At 41.2% G+C, this 14,991-nt stretch carries 13 protein-coding genes and 1 pseudogene; 2 read left to right on the plus strand and 12 right to left on the minus strand.

The features are described from left to right. Positions 1-222: 222 nt before the first annotated feature. The 4 genes from ACWNM1_RS04345 to ACWNM1_RS04360 form a co-directional block, all read right to left on the minus strand. Positions 223-573: a DMT family transporter gene (locus tag ACWNM1_RS04345; RefSeq protein WP_449600043.1), complete on the minus strand. Its 351-nt coding sequence runs from the start codon at positions 571-573 to the stop codon at positions 223-225. A gap of 17 nt (positions 574-590) precedes the next feature. Then, positions 591-917 (minus strand): DMT family transporter, encoded by a 327-nt coding sequence (locus tag ACWNM1_RS04350; RefSeq protein ID WP_449600044.1) that lies wholly within the window; start codon positions 915-917, stop codon positions 591-593. 13 nt (positions 918-930) lie between these two features. Beyond that, on the minus strand, positions 931-1,464 hold the full coding sequence (locus tag ACWNM1_RS04355) for a TetR/AcrR family transcriptional regulator (protein WP_449600045.1): 534 nt from the start codon (positions 1,462-1,464) through the stop codon (positions 931-933). A gap of 90 nt (positions 1,465-1,554) precedes the next feature. Beyond that, entirely contained in the window at positions 1,555-2,031 is a 477-nt protein-coding gene (locus tag ACWNM1_RS04360) for a GNAT family N-acetyltransferase (protein WP_449600046.1), read from the minus strand. A gap of 125 nt (positions 2,032-2,156) precedes the next feature. Here ACWNM1_RS04360 and ACWNM1_RS04365 point away from each other — a divergent pair, with 125 nt between their 5' ends. Beyond that, positions 2,157-3,824, plus strand: a complete 1,668-nt coding sequence (locus tag ACWNM1_RS04365) for a ribonuclease J (RefSeq protein WP_449600047.1) — start codon at positions 2,157-2,159, stop codon at positions 3,822-3,824. A 56-nt stretch (positions 3,825-3,880) separates the two neighbouring features. Here the strand turns inward: ACWNM1_RS04365 and ACWNM1_RS04370 are convergent, their stop codons facing one another. Continuing rightward, entirely contained in the window at positions 3,881-4,978 is a 1,098-nt protein-coding gene (locus ACWNM1_RS04370; protein ID WP_449600048.1) for a phosphotransferase, read from the minus strand. An 89-nt stretch (positions 4,979-5,067) separates the two neighbouring features. Continuing rightward, positions 5,068-6,624: an ABC-F family ATP-binding cassette domain-containing protein gene (locus tag ACWNM1_RS04375; protein ID WP_042188035.1), complete on the minus strand. Its 1,557-nt coding sequence runs from the start codon at positions 6,622-6,624 to the stop codon at positions 5,068-5,070. Positions 6,625-6,856: 232 nt separating this feature from the next. On the opposite strand from ACWNM1_RS04375, the gene ACWNM1_RS04380 reads away from it, so the two are divergent. Beyond that, positions 6,857-7,441, plus strand: a complete 585-nt coding sequence (locus ACWNM1_RS04380; protein ID WP_449600082.1) for an AAA family ATPase — start codon at positions 6,857-6,859, stop codon at positions 7,439-7,441. A gap of 118 nt (positions 7,442-7,559) precedes the next feature. On the opposite strand, the gene ACWNM1_RS04385 is transcribed toward ACWNM1_RS04380, so the two are convergent. The 6 genes and pseudogenes from ACWNM1_RS04385 to ACWNM1_RS04410 all read right to left on the minus strand — a co-directional run bounded on the left by ACWNM1_RS04385 (position 7,560) and on the right by ACWNM1_RS04410 (position 14,817). Further along, positions 7,560-9,593, minus strand: coding sequence for an acyltransferase family protein (locus ACWNM1_RS04385; protein ID WP_449600049.1), 2,034 nt, complete (start codon positions 9,591-9,593; stop codon positions 7,560-7,562). Between the two features lie 144 nt (positions 9,594-9,737). Next, positions 9,738-10,130: pseudogene (locus ACWNM1_RS04390) on the minus strand (NUDIX hydrolase); the annotation flags it as partial. Positions 10,131-10,154: 24 nt separating this feature from the next. Continuing rightward, positions 10,155-11,954, minus strand: coding sequence for a vWA domain-containing protein (locus ACWNM1_RS04395; RefSeq protein ID WP_449600050.1), 1,800 nt, complete (start codon positions 11,952-11,954; stop codon positions 10,155-10,157). A gap of 2 nt (positions 11,955-11,956) precedes the next feature. Next, positions 11,957-13,018 carry a MoxR family ATPase gene (locus ACWNM1_RS04400; RefSeq protein WP_340969325.1) on the minus strand — a complete coding sequence of 354 codons (1,062 nt, stop codon included), beginning with the start codon at positions 13,016-13,018 and terminating at the stop codon, positions 11,957-11,959. A gap of 75 nt (positions 13,019-13,093) precedes the next feature. Further along, on the minus strand, positions 13,094-14,080 hold the full coding sequence (locus tag ACWNM1_RS04405; protein ID WP_449600051.1) for a phosphotransferase enzyme family protein: 987 nt from the start codon (positions 14,078-14,080) through the stop codon (positions 13,094-13,096). 203 nt (positions 14,081-14,283) lie between these two features. Then, positions 14,284-14,817, minus strand: a complete 534-nt coding sequence (locus ACWNM1_RS04410) for a YdhK family protein (protein WP_449600052.1) — start codon at positions 14,815-14,817, stop codon at positions 14,284-14,286. Positions 14,818-14,991: the final 174 nt, after the last annotated feature.

Genomic DNA, 14,991 nt, shown 5'->3' on the forward strand with positions numbered 1-14,991 from the left:
TCAAAGTGCTCAAATGGTAGCGTTTTCAATAGAGATCATCCAGAGCACATTAAAAAGAACCACACCCTCCCTTCACTTTCAGACACACTCATTATAGATAAATAGCAGCTCAAACTATAAGATGTATTTCTACGGAAAAGATAAGTGATACCATTATCGCGAAACTATTCGATTTATGGAATCTATGACATCCGTTTAAAAATAAAAAATGAGCCTGATTTATCAGGCCCGATCTTTGTTTTCAACTTTGGCAGGAGAGTTTAAAAATACCACTCCTCCTACTATTAATACTATTCCGGCAAAAGTAAGAATACCAAATGGATCTCCCCACACAACAATACCCACAATCGCAGTTAGAACAGTACCTACACCCGACCAAATCGCATAAGCTAAGCTTAACGGTAATTCTCTAAGGCTTATGGATAAACTATAAAAAGCAATAATAAAACCAATAATAACCCCTATAGATGGGAGTAATTGCGTAAATCCTTCTGACATTTTTAGCATAGTAGTACCTACGACTTCGCTAGCAATCGCTATACTTAGAGCAATATATCCTACATTTCTTTTCATGCTGTAGCCTCCAAATTCTAATGAGCCCCACCTGAGAGCCTCATAATGATTACACCACCAATTATAAGTAGTAGACCTAGTAATTTCTTGAGATTAAAGTTCTCTTTATAAATAACTACACCAATTATAGCTGTCAAAGCTGTACCTACCCCTGACCAAATCGCATAAGCTGTACCTAATGGAATTGTTTTTAGCGCTAAAGAAAGACTATAAAATGCTAAGCCCATACCAAGGATCACGCCAATGGATGGGAATACCCTTTTAAACCCGTTAGACACTTTTAGCATTGAACTGCCAAATACCTCACAGATGATCGCTGTTGCAAGTAATACATATGAATTCAAAGATAACCTCTCCTTACTTCGTCATATTAATTAATTCTTGAATGACTTTCGTGCGTAATTCATCATCTAACACACCTAATCCGAACATTTCGGAATACCATAACCCATCTGCTGCCAACCTAATGATAGTGGAGCGTACAGGATCAATGCCATCGTTCTCTATGTTTTGTTGCCATGTTGCATATTGACTTTGAAATTTGTTAAGAATGTCTGGATTTGTGAAAAGAGCAGCAAGAAGCGCGGTACCAATCTCTTTACCCTCTTTAATATCATCATCCATGGCTTCAGTAATAGCACGACTCCACTTCCCTTTTTCAACCATTTCGTTCATTGCTCTATCTTGAACATTGGTAAAAAAATGGTTCGTTAGATCTTCGACCATCCCTATGATCAAAGCTTCTTTATTTGGAAAATGGTGCAGTAGCCCGCCCTTACTGACCCCGGCTTCTTTAGCCACAGCTTCAAGCGTAAGCTTCTCTACTCCATTATTTTTAACAACTGTGGAAGCCGCCAATAAAATAGTTTTACGTTTAGAATTACTGTTCACATTAATCACCTCTGTTATTTACTATACCGTCTGGACGGTTTTATTGTCAAATAAAAATAAGCCTGCTAATCCAGGCTTACTAAACCATCATTAAATTAACTCTTTAATATACCAAGCATCACATGCGAAATGCTCTGAGCCAGCTAAAGGGGCATCTAAAAGTTCGAAGCCGTTTTTCATATAAAAACGGTTAGCCGCATGCATGTTCTGTAATGTCTCCAAATAACATTTGTTGTAATATAGCTTGGCAAAATCCAGCGCCGTATTTAGGAGTTCAGAAGCTACCCCATTACCTCTAACGGACGGAGATAAGTACATTTTTTGCAACTCGCATATGTCGCCCTCATTGCCGAAAGGCGCAATGCCACACCCGCCCAATATATTTCCATCTTCTTCTACAACCCAATAAGCCTGATTATCGCTGTGATTGTAATACTCATATAAATGATGCAGGCTGTCATCTTCCCACGCTAGCCCTGCCCTATTCCCGCCAAACTCAATCAGGCAGTTCCTAATAATCTGTTCAATCCCACGATTATCGTTCTTATGTATTCTTCTGATGTTCATGATCAATCTGTCCCCTAACTTTTGAATATCAATCTATTGTTATACTATTGTACCACCTCAATGAAAGGATAATTATAAGGGATTTCATACATAATATAAGTGAATTTATAAAAGGAGGGACTTTAATGAAAGTAGCAGCTAAGCAGCTCTGGATTGCAGCATTAGGCGGTGTGAATGAAATTGGTAAGAATATGTATTTCCTGCAATATGCTGATGATATTATTGTCATTGATTGCGGTTCTAAATTTCCGGACGAAAGTCTACTGGGGATTGACCTCATTATTCCTGATGTTACGTATTTATTAAGCAATCTTGATAAGGTTCGAGCATTAGTAGTTACACATGGACATGAGGATCATATTGGAGGAATTCCGTATCTACTCAAACAATTAAATCTTCCGATCTACGCAACTCGGTTAACCTTAGGTCTAATTGAAAATAAACTGAGGGAACACGGAATATTACGTCAGACCAAGCTTCATGTCATTGATTCTGAGACAACTTTACAGCTAGGAGCGATTACTACAACGTTCTTTAATACCAATCATAGTATTCCGGATTGCCTTGGTGTTGTATTCGATACCCCAGAAGGGACAGTTGTTCATACAGGGGATTTCAAATTTGACATGACCCCTGTTAATAAGCAGTATCCCGATATACATAAAATGGCTGACATCGGGAAGAATGGTGTAAAGTTCCTGCTCTCAGAGAGTACCAATGCAGAACGCCCAGGCTTCACCCCCTCTGAAAAGCTCGTTGGCGCGCATATAGAAGAAGCATTCATGAAAGCTGACCGTAGAATTTTTATCTCTACCTTTGCTTCAAATGTACACCGTCTACAACAGATCATTGAAGCTGCTCGTTTAACCGATCGTAGATTAACCTTACTTGGCAGAAGTATGGTTAATGTTGTCCGAGTAGCCCAGGAACTCGGGTACTTGAGCATTCCAGATAACATGCTGATCGAGCCTACAGAAGCTGCCAAACTGCCCCCAGAGCAAGTAACTGTATTATGTACAGGCAGTCAAGGTGAGCCCATGGCTGCGCTATCGCGACTGGCTAATGCAAGTCATAGGCAGATGGAAATCCAGGCTGGAGACACCGTCCTGATTGCAGCTAACCCTATCCCCGGGAATGAACGTAATGTATCTAGAATTGTCGATAATTTATATGTACTTGGTGCTAAAGTCATCTATGGGTCACGCAGCGAGCTTCATGTGTCTGGGCATGCAAGCCAAGAAGAGCTCAAGTTAATGTTAACCTTGATGAAACCCGAATATTTCATACCGATTCATGGTGAATACCGGATGCTTCATCATCACAGCTTGTTGGCGGAGGCGGTTGGTGTTAATCCCAATAATATCTTTATTCTAAAAAACGGGGACATCGTCGAGTCTTCGTCAGGTGTTGTCCGCCAATCGGGCAAAGTGACTGCTGGACAGATCCTAGTGGATGGCCTTGGGATTGGGGATATTGGGAATGTCGTGCTTCGCGATCGTCGCCAGCTGTCGGCAGACGGCATTCTTATTACCGTGATTACACTAAGCCAAACAGATGGACGTCTATTAAATGAACCGGATACTATATCCAGAGGATTCATCTATGTCCGTAATTCAGAAACTCTAATGGAGGAAATCAACCAGCTTGTAACCTCCACCCTTCAAAAGATGAGTGAGCCTGATCTTGGCCAATGGAATATCATCAAGCAGACCATCAAGGAGACTCTGAGTAGATTCCTGTACGAAAAAACGAAACGACGTCCGATGATTCTTCCAATCATCATTGAGGTGTAGCAAAAAGGAGCTCCTGTAATAGGGGCTCCTTTTTCATATCTAATGAAAATTAAGAACTATGTTATCCATAATTTCAATGTCTCTGCTTCTAGCGTCATTTTTTGATGAATAATAATGATTTGCTCTAGCCGATTAACCCGCTCCTGAAGAGTAGCGTTTAACAGGTCAGATTGTAGCTGAGCATTCAGAGAAAAGTATTGTGGCACTTCCCAGACACTACGTAAAGCAGTGCTTAAACAATAACCATATCTTGCAAGGGATTCGTCCCCCTGCCATCCGCTAGCCTTTAATCCTTTGATATACGAATGGAATAAAGACTCTTTGAATTCCTCGTAACGATCGATAGGAATCACACCAAGACTCATATTTACGCCCAACATTTTACCAAGATCCTCACCTAAACCTGATATGCTCATAAATTGCCAGTCTATCAAGACTAACTCTCCGATTTGAGTTAACAGCATATTCATTTGACTGAGGTCCTGATGGGCTAATACTCGCGGCAAACGATGGAGAGCATTCAAGTTACTGTCAATTTGATTAGTAAAGTCTTTGAACCATGTCCAAAGATTTTTTTCAATGTCTCTATGTAATTGATGAATATATTCCTCAGGGTTAGGTGCATACATTTTACTTGCGGTAGTCCATGATTTAAGCCAGCTTCTGCATATCCATTTAGCATCAGGAATGTTCTTCCCTATAAGATAAGCCCCGTTGAATCTTCCCAACTGCTCGGCGATAAAATCAAACTGCTCCTTCGTATGTGCAAATTCTCCCTTAATACGTTCCATCCATAACCATACAGTACCATCTTCTTGCTCCTCAACAAGATAACACTTAGGAGCTTGGATTGAGCCCGGAAGCTCATCCAGAATCTTAGATTCAAAGACTAGGGCTTCTCGTCGCCAGTAATTGTGATGTGCTGGATCCTCTTTTTCTGCACTATCAGACTTGATGATTTTTAATATGATTGACCATGGAAGCTGCTCGTTATTAATTAGTGCGATGCCCTGAAGATGAAAGATACCCGCTGTTGTAAAGTTAGGTGTTTTATAATCTAAATCCTCGCATGTGAAATGGACTATTTCTATTTCTTGTTCTCCAAAAATTCGTTGAACACTGATGTTAAGCTGATCCATTTTATTCTCTAACACATAGACCCTCCCCACTATCCATAAAAAAGCCTATAAAGCGTAACTGATTCGTTAACACCTCATAGGCTTGTTCAATAAAGATTTGCTTATTAGAATACTTTTGTTGTCCAATCTTCGCAATTCCAGATATCGGTGACAATGTCTTGATAAAAATCTGGTTCGTGAGAGATCATGAGAATGCTTCCCTTATATGCTTTCAGTGCACGTTTCAGTTCATCTTTGGCATCGATATCCAAGTGGTTCGTCGGCTCATCTAATACGAGAATGTTGGTCTCACTGTTAATGAGTTTACATAGACGCACTTTAGCTTTTTCTCCACCACTTAGAACTGCAATCTTACTTTCGATATGTTTCGTGGTCAGTCCACATTTGGCAAGGGCAGCACGTACTTCGAATTGTGACAGGGATGGGAATGTATCCCAGATCTCCTCGATACAAGTCTTGTAATTGCCTTCTTTCATTTCTTGCTCAAAGTATCCAATCTCTTGATGGTATCCACGTTCTACCGAACCGGACAATGCTTGGATTTCGCCTAAGATGCTGCGAAGCAAGGTGGTTTTACCGATCCCATTCGCACCGACCAACGCGATCTTTTGTCCACGCTCCATTAACAAATTTAGCGGTCTGGACAACGGTGTGTCATATCCGATAACCAATTCTTTAGCTTCGAAAATCATCTTGCCCGCTGTTTTTCCTTCTTTAAAGTTAAACTGCGGTTTTGGCTTCTCTTTTGCAATCTCGATGATTTCCATCTTGTCGAGCTTCTTCTGTCTGGACATTGCCATGTTACGGGTAGCTACGCTGGCTTTGTTACGTGCAACGAAGTCTTTCAGCTCTGCAATTTCTTGTTTCTGACGGTTATAAGCAGATTCAAGCTGTTGTTTTCTCATTTCGTAGACCTGTTGGAATTGCTCATAATCACCCACATAACGGGTCAGCTTTTGATTTTCCATATGGTAGATCAGGTTGATAACGCTGTTCAAGAAAGGCATATCATGTGAGATCAGAATAAATGCATTATCATACTCTTGAAGATAACGTCTCAGCCATTCAATATGCTGCTCATCCAGATAGTTCGTAGGCTCATCTAGGAGCAAAATATCTGGTTTTTCAAGCAACAGCTTCGCAAGCAAGATTTTGGTACGCTGACCACCACTAAGATCAGCTACGTCACGATCCAATCCAATATCTGTGATTCCTAGACCGCGCGCGGTTTCTTGTATCTTCGCATCGATCATGTAGAAATCTTGATTTGTAAGCGTATCTTGGATCGTACCAACTTCTTCAAGCAGCTTTTCCAACTCTTCAGGCGACACATCACCCATTCTGCCGTACATATCATTCATCTCTTGCTCAAGATCAAAGAGGTATTGAAAAGCGCCTCTAAGTACATCTTGAATGGTCATGCCTTTGGTCAACACTGCATGCTGATCGAGGTAGCCAACACGCACCCGTTTGGACCATTCGACCTTACCTTCATCCGGTTGCAGCTTTCCTGTAACAATATTCATAAAAGTGGATTTACCTTCGCCGTTAGCGCCAAATAATCCGATATGCTCGCCTTTTAGAAGACGGAATGAAACATCCTTGAAGATCGCACGATCTCCAAAACCATGACTTAATCCTTCTACATTTAATATGCTCATTTATAGACACCTTTTTCTTATTTTTCTCGCTATATTATAAGCAGGATTACACAAAAACTCAATGGAGAAGCAAAAAAATATCATATTATGGACCGTAACGCGAAATATCTCAGGTAGTCTGTTCCTATCTGTCTGATGGAGATATTGCGCTGGCGATTGCTCACTATCTTTTATATGATAGTATGCAGAGATACATTATGGAGTTGAATTGAGGTTCTAAGGAGAGACAATGATGAACAAACTTGTATTTTTTCTAGGGCCAGCTGGGGCAGGCAAAACGACATTAGCTAAAGCGATCGCTTCCCGGCGTAAAGTACCCTTCTTTGATATGGATATCCTCTTACGACCAGCGGCAGACGCCATCATGACTTTTCACGGATTGGACCCGGCAGACAGAGACTCTGCCGATTACAAAAGATTATGCTGTGATTTGGGCTACCGGATTACGATGGACGCAGCGCTAGACAATATTAGCCTGAATGTAGATGCATATGTGGTTGGACCATTTACACAAGAAGCCGCCAACCCTGACTGGATCAGCAGTGAGTTATCTCGAATCGGACGTTCACTGCAAGATGTTGAGGTTAAAGTTGTCTTGGTCGAACTAGCCAATGAGGAATTGTATCGGACACGAATTCACGATCGACAATCACCATTAGATGAATGGAAGTTCCAGCATTGGGATGAATTTCGCAAATCATTTGGAAACCGTAGTGTGAAGTGGCCGCTTCCAAGTTCTAATGTGAAGGTGATCGACAATTCTATTCCTGACATAATGAAGACTGTGGCTGTGGTGGAGCATTTTATCTACGACTAGGAATTAATTAGCGTTTCAATGATCATTCGTTTACGAAAAATAAAGACCGGCAAAGAGAGAACTCTCTTGCCGGTCTATTAAAATATAGTATCAAAAAGTTTGGAGACTCAATTAATTCTTACTTACTTTCCAAGGCTTTCGCAAGAAGTGAGGCGTAACACTTGGAGCCCTCTGGTTTAAGATGCACACCATCTTGGTAGAAATAATCGTCTTTTCCCTCACTTGCAGAGTACCAGTCTACTACGGTCGTATTACTATATTCACTGGAAACTTTTGAAATATTGTGATTCACATTATTCTCCCATTTTCTTGGGACCCGTGTATTGACCAAAAAAATCTGCTCAGCATCACTTAATGAATCCAGTAAATTACGTAATTGCTTTGAACTAAAGGAACCGTTAGTCCCAAGCTCGATAATAACCTTTTTACCCAGCCGGCCTTGAGCTTTAAGCTGATCCACTACCTCCTGAGCTTTAGCCATCTGCCGACCGATCTTTCCCTCAATGACAATGCCAGGTAATTCCTCTGAAAGGTATGGGGCTGCATCCAAAATGACAGAATCTCCTATGGCCGTAACATCCGTTCCAGCTTGACTCTTCTCAGCCACGGGTTTCTTTTCTTCAGGAACAGATTTTTTCACTTCTGATTCAGGCTTTGCTATTTCTGTATTTGTAGTTCCCACCTTAGTATCAGCTTTTTTCACTTCAGGTTCAGTTGTAGTTGTTGCCAAGGCTGGTATCGATGGTTTATCAGTTACATTTTCGTCTATCGCTTTATGATCTGCGGGATCATTCTTTCTTCCCATATCTTGTTGTTCTTGCTGCTGCAGTCGTTGTTCTTGTTGTTGCAGCTGTTGTTGTTCATTCTGCAAATCTGCTGATTCGATCGCAGACGTATCTGATCCAGCGTTTAACAAATAACCTTTGCATGCGATTGGGATAAGAATCACAGCAATAATAGCCATTAAGAAGCCTGGACGAAGACCACCCCTTCGTTTTACACTGATGTTCTTCCATGTTTCTTTAAATGAACCTCGACGAATGGGCTCCTCCACATACTTATATGACAATGCAGCTAGAAGAAAACTTACTGCTACCTGAATGATGATCCGAAGCATGCTGCTTTCTTCAGTACTCACATTCGAACTGCTAAGGATAATGACTGGAAAATGCCATATGTATAAGCTATATGATCGCAGCCCGATCCAACGCAAAGGTTTACAGCCTACGATCGACCCCAGACGGCTAGCAGGATGAGCTAGAACGGCAATAACTACAGCTGCAATCAAAGAAATCACTAAAAACCCACCACGGTAAAGTAAATCATCGAACTCATTAACCTGATTAAAAAGTACCAACAATAGAATGAGTCCTAATCCCCCTACAATATCAAGCACACGCCGAGCTGGTTCTGAGACATTATCATTAAGTTTCTGACTTGGCCAAGCAACTGCAAGAGCTGCTCCAATGAGAAGCGCAAATAAGCGGGTATCCGTTCCATAATACACTCTACTTGGGTCAGTCCCCGGTACGTAGATCAATGCCATGGCTAAAGCAGAGACTGCTGCGCAAGCCATAATCCATGCCATAAGCTTACCTCGCCGACGAGCGATTTTCATCACGATGATGAGAACTATTGGCCATAGAATATAAAACTGTCCTTCAATAGAAAGCGACCATAAATGTCCGATAGGAGATGGTGGGCCAAAGCTTTCAAAATAGGAAACATTATGAAATATTAGCCACCAGTTATTGAAATAAAATAAGGAAGACGTAAAGTCACCCTTGAGCCCAAACAATCTTGATGGTTCTATAATTAAAAGCCATATGGCAACCACAAAAAGCATAACGGCCATCGCAGGCAACAGCCTCCGCGCCCTACGAACCCAAAAGTCTACAAGGTTCAGCCTTCGGTGCTGCTCCCACTGGCTAATGATTTGGTCAGTAATGAGATATCCGGAGATTACAAAAAATATTCCAACGCCGAGAAGTCCACCCTCAGCCCAATTCAGATTCAAATGATATGCGATTACAGCGAGTACTGATAAAGCCCTTAGACCATCAATTCCTGGCACATAACGCCTGCCGCCTACAGATTGTATAGAAGACTGGCTCCTCATATTATTTCTGAAAAGCTTCGTGTTGTCTTTCATAATGTTTCAGTCCTTACCGTCGATTTATCGTTCATAAGTAAGACGCTGTAAACATATGAAAAGTTCTGTAATCAACTGAAAATGTTATAAAATAAAAAAATGAATCTTTGTTGATCGAAACACTTGTCCATTGTGCTCCCTATATTAACTCAGATGTGTAATAATAATTTCTTCAACTTCTGTACCCCATAACTCTACGTAAAAAGGCTGCACCTCATCATTTAGACAATACTCCAGCCGCAGTCTGAGGTTTTTCCATGTGACCATTTCCAATGCTTGTTCTATCGAGAAAAACCCAACTTCTAAGCTCTCGGAACTAGTAGCAGGTTCGCCGCCGATGGCTTTCCCTAGAAATAGGTTAGTACAAATAGATCGATCAACATTTTGAAAAACTCCGCAGAACTTATTAATCTCTATATCAATGCCCGATTCTTCTTTGGCCTCCCTGATTGCTGCTTCTATAAGGGACTCCTCCTCTTCAACCTGTCCGCCTGGCATCTCCCATCCTCTGCGTGGACCTTTTATTAATAAAACCTCTAATCATTTCTAAGATCTTCTACCTTAGTTAATTCTGAATACAGGTCCTTTGGGTGAGAAAGGCAAGTCATTTCCCTTGGGCAAAATATAAGCATGGTCTCTTTTAATGGTCAGCTTGTCACAATAACCATCTGTAATAATTAGAAGCGGTCCTTTTTTCGGAAAATCCTCAGCTTGTTGAATCAAATCAATAGCTGGTTGTAAGATCGTTCCCCCTCTTCCCTTCACTTGTACCCGATCTGCGATAGCCTCGGGGGGCATGTAACCTGCATCATAAGGACAAGCATCACAAAAGATAATCCGTGCAAAAGGAACATCACGAGCCTGCGCATAACTTGAAATGGCCCCTAATGCTTTGGCCAGAAGCTTTTTATCCATTGAGCCTGAGGTATCTAAAATAACTCCAAAAGTACGGCCATCATCTGCAGCGCCGCTATGAACCCATTGTGGTCGAGGGATATCAGGCGTAGAAGATTGACGTCTGCTAATTCGTGAATAAGATCTGGTCTTCTCAAGCGGTGAGAAATAATGATCAAACCAACGAGCAAGCTCTACATCCCATTTAATAGGTGGCTGGCCCAGCGCTCTAATCTCTTCAACTAGTCCTGATGGCAAAAGACCGCGGCTTTGCTCTTCATGATACATAAGTCCTTGTTGCATAGCATTCTTACAAAAATCATCAAGCGTTTGTCCTTCTCTCACATCCCAAAAACTAGATGAACCGTTATCTAAAATATCACCGAGTCCGTTGCCTCTCAAGGTTGCCAGTTTCTTATAAGTGCGGATATCTCCGACCATACGATCATAAATCGTTTCAGCAGATAAACCTTTAAGCTCAGGATCTAATAAGAGTCCAATTCGCGGATACTCCCCTACACTCATTTCTATTAGCCAAAGATTTATTACGTAGTCACAAGCCACATTCCAAAGATAATGATCTCGACCAAGACATCGCTCGTGATGCTGAAGCCCCGCATGCAGAAGCTCATGCGCCATCACGAAAATACACTCCTCATCGTTTAGTCCGGCTGCAGGGTTCATAAATATTTTGCGATCAACAACGTCAATGGCAGCTATGGAAATATCTAATCGCCGACATATCGCTGGATCTTCTATAATCTCAAAGCCGGCGGCAAGCGCACCTAATAAAGGATATCTATCCATGAACCATCGTTTTGCACGTTGTGGAGCTGTTAATGAAAGTGCAGGGTCACTAATAGTATTAGCATGGCCTCCAGCAACACTTACTGCATTCGTCACAGCATTGGATAACCCATAAGCAAAATAGGCTTCCCAATCCGGTGCTTTTCCCCAGTATCTTTTGGTGGTTTCTCTAACATTCATATCCAGTTTTGAAACACCCGCAGTCCCAAAATATCTGGAGTTGTCCGGATTTCCTTTTATCATAAACTGCTCGTAAAGCTGTTGTTCATCTTTAATTGTAAGATCAAATCGCGACTCCATATCTGCAGGGACTTTTCCAAACTTCAAGTCATTTAAAAACTTTGCTATGTACACATCACATGCAACGTTCCACGCCACTTGATTCTCTTTAATCTTTAAATGTCCAAGACCTAAATGAAGAAAACAATGTGCCAAAACGTACATCCATTCAGCAACCTCGCCACGCCGTTTAGGATGAGTGTAAATATAACCGTTATTAGTGACAATTGCCCAGCCGTCTTCAGGATAGGGACTATTTTCATTATGGATAATCGTAGCTCGAACAGATAACGGCGCAAAAATAGGATGATCCGCGATTAACGAACATGCTTCATTAAAATTTTTCAAAGCGGGATTATCTGGAGTTGTTTTTTTAGCCATATTTACCCTCGCTCTTTTATTGCAAGACGTGGTAAATCACGTACAATTTCAACCATTAACCAATCTGGAATATTATCACTTTGCTCCTGCTTAGCAACTACTAGCTGTGCAATTTCAAAGCTAATGACGGACAGGTCTTTAATCAGCTTTTTAACAGTGTGTGCAAATTGGCGATGTCCATCTCGTACGTTATCTTTAATCGGAGGTAGTTCTTTAATAATCTGGGCTCGCAAGGATTGCGCTAGGAAATACAGAAGATCCCGATCTTCTGGAGCCGTTGGAAATGAGGATTTACCATCTATAATTTGATTAAGTTCATATTTTCCAGTTAGATTTTTATAAAAAGCCCTGAATTGTGTGGCGTGAGAAGGTGTCAGTGAACCATTCGCTAAAATCCCCACGGTATCCACATTTATATCATCACCAAACTCATGTAGTGCATCACTAAGCATATGCCAAGAGCGTGGCGTGGAGAAAGGCTCTTCAGTCTTTGGAGGTGCACTCCACAGATGATCGGGACGCAATTCCAGATATTCAATAACCATAGGATGAATGCTATTCTCATATGCCCAAGAGATCCAATTCTGAAAAGATACATTTAGCTGTATATGGAACATCCGATTGATAAGCGCGGAGGACATAGGTTTAACAATTGCACTATCTTGTGCACGGTTACCAGCTCCTATTACTATAGAGCCCTCAGGTAGGTGATAATCGCCGATGCGGCGTTCGTGGATAAGACTATAAAAAGCTTTTTGCACCTCTTGAGAACAGGCATTAAGCTCGTCTAAGAACAAGCAATACGGTTCGTCCCGAGCAATCATTTTCGGAGGACAAAATTGGCTCTTGCCGTTAACGATTTGAGGTACCCCAATGATGTCTTCCGGTGCTAATTGAGAACCCAGAAGAGAAACACATGGAAGACCCACCTGATCAGCAAAAGCTTCTACAAGAGAAGACTTTCCAATACCAGGCGCCCCCCAAATAAAAACAGGGCGGATCACAGAAACGTTTAGAAGTACTTGCATAAGTTGAATAGGTGTTACAGGAGTTGCTAAATTCAAATAAATGCTCCTTTTTTATATGATATATCCTCATTATCTATTCTAAATATATTAAAAACTACGCAAATGGATTTATTAAAGCTCTAAACAAGCTTTGTCATTTAGGGCATCCTGAATATTACGGGCAAGCCACTCTCTATCCTGATCACGCTGTGACTCCGAAAACTCTTGAAATAACAAAAGCACTAATTCCAGTCGGCGCTTCTCAATAAAGAGCGGGAGCTCTTCTAGCCATTTATTGTCGAGTGCATACTCTCGATTATACCCTTTCATAAAAGACGTCAGCATGGCTGCCGCAAGACTAGAAGTTCTACTCTGCTCTACCTCCGGTTTTCGCCAATCCCCAAAGATGGTCGAGTAATAAACGGCAATGGCAATATCATGCACCATGTAGTCGTATCCGCAATCATCAAAGTCAAACACGGTGATCTGCCCCTCATGCACGAAGAAATTACCCGGATGCAAATCACGGTGACATAGTCCATAGCCTTCTCGATTCCGCGGCAACTGGTTAATCCGATCATTTATTTGAAGCAACTTTTCAAAAAGCTGCTGTTCAACAGTACCAAAGTTAGCAAAGTCAAACTCTAGCTTACCCTGATGTGGTCTTGCCAGAACAGTCTCCGGACGCTCGTAGTGCAGAGCTAAAGCATGCATTCTTCCTGTTACCTCACCCCATTGCTCAAAAAGCTCCGTTCCCCAATAGGGGTCGGAAGCATTAACATGACCACCTGGTGCTTTCTCCATCACACAGATCATAAATCTTTCTTCATCTTTGACTAACGTTTGTACCAAGCTGCCATCCTGAAAGGGAATGGGGGGAGCCAGTTGCACGCCATGCTTTGCAAGATGGTCCATAAAGTCAAGTTCAGAGATAACCATCTGCTGCTCCTGATGTGAATGATGAGTTACACGTAAAATAAATTCATGATCATCTTTTGGAAAGCTATAGACAACATTTTCAAAGCCACCAATATACTTTATCGTTGTCCAATCGACTTGAATCTGTTGTGCAGCTTGCTTAAGCATCTCTTCATCGAATTTCACCTGCCAGTTAGGCATTTCAATCACTCTCCTATCTTCTATGAAAATACCATTATAATGGTATATTTTGTATAGTTGTGCTTTATAAAGATATTTTAACACTTCACTTCCAATAAAAGAAGCAATCAAAAAAGGTAGGAGCAGCCTAGAACTTTAACAAAGTCCATGACTGTCCCTACCTTAATCATCTTTCATTACTTTTGAGCTTATATTTCTATTGGTTACTTTATTGCTGAAAGCTCATCTTCCGTTACCCATTTATGATTTTTCACTTTATCTCCACCCGTAGTAGGTGTGTAATCAATCATATATACCGTGGTTTGTTCCGCTGCGTTAATTTGAGCCGTTGCCCCTTTCATGTCTTTCATATGGTCAGCTTCCATTATGACTTCCGAGCCGGATTCATAGGGTTTGTCGGCTGCTTTTTTGATTTCCTCATGAATAATCCACTTGTGATTTGTAACTGGAAATCCGCCTGTTGCGGGCCTATAAGAAACGATATACGCAGTAGTATCAAAAGCTCCAACTATCGTTGCTGTTGCCCCTTTCATACCTTCCATATGCTCCGCTTGGATAATCGCTTTACTTCCTATTTTAAAAGTAGGATTCTCTGCCACTTTCAAATTTTCAGGTACGTTGCTTGAACTGGAAAGTGAGATATCTTCCATTATCTTATTGCCATAGCTATTATCATTACCACATGCGCTTAGAGTGAGTGCAGCTGCGATTATGAATAGATATAATTGCTTTTTCATAACATAAAACCTCCGATGTTGATGTGCCTCTGATTATTCATTTACCCATTTCATAAGATCACAAACCTAATGAAGTATTTTCGAAAATGTAAAATGGATTATTAGATTACCAATAAATGAGTGTTGTCTCAGTTATTGAAGGTTATTTATAATGTTTTCTGAAAGGAGGCTACT

The sequence above is a fragment of the Paenibacillus sp. Marseille-Q9583 genome (genome assembly GCF_976954365.1).

Bases quoted from the DNA above. Each gene is read 5' to 3' on its own strand.
- ACWNM1_RS04345 (WP_449600043.1), bottom strand. From the start codon at position 573: ATGAAAAGAAATGTAGGATATATTGCTCTAAGTATAGCGATTGCTAGC.
- ACWNM1_RS04365 (WP_449600047.1), top strand. From the start codon at position 2,157: ATGAAAGTAGCAGCTAAGCAGCTCTGGATTGCAGCATTAGGCGGTGTG.
- ACWNM1_RS04405 (WP_449600051.1), bottom strand. From the start codon at position 14,080: ATGCCTAACTGGCAGGTGAAATTCGATGAAGAGATGCTTAAGCAAGCT.
- ACWNM1_RS04380 (WP_449600082.1), top strand. From the start codon at position 6,857: ATGAACAAACTTGTATTTTTTCTAGGGCCAGCTGGGGCAGGCAAAACG.
- ACWNM1_RS04410 (WP_449600052.1), bottom strand. From the start codon at position 14,817: ATGAAAAAGCAATTATATCTATTCATAATCGCAGCTGCACTCACTCTA.
- ACWNM1_RS04385 (WP_449600049.1), bottom strand. From the start codon at position 9,593: ATGAAAGACAACACGAAGCTTTTCAGAAATAATATGAGGAGCCAGTCT.
- ACWNM1_RS04395 (WP_449600050.1), bottom strand. From the start codon at position 11,954: ATGGCTAAAAAAACAACTCCAGATAATCCCGCTTTGAAAAATTTTAAT.
- ACWNM1_RS04360 (WP_449600046.1), bottom strand. From the start codon at position 2,031: ATGAACATCAGAAGAATACATAAGAACGATAATCGTGGGATTGAACAG.
- ACWNM1_RS04375 (WP_042188035.1), bottom strand. From the start codon at position 6,624: ATGAGCATATTAAATGTAGAAGGATTAAGTCATGGTTTTGGAGATCGT.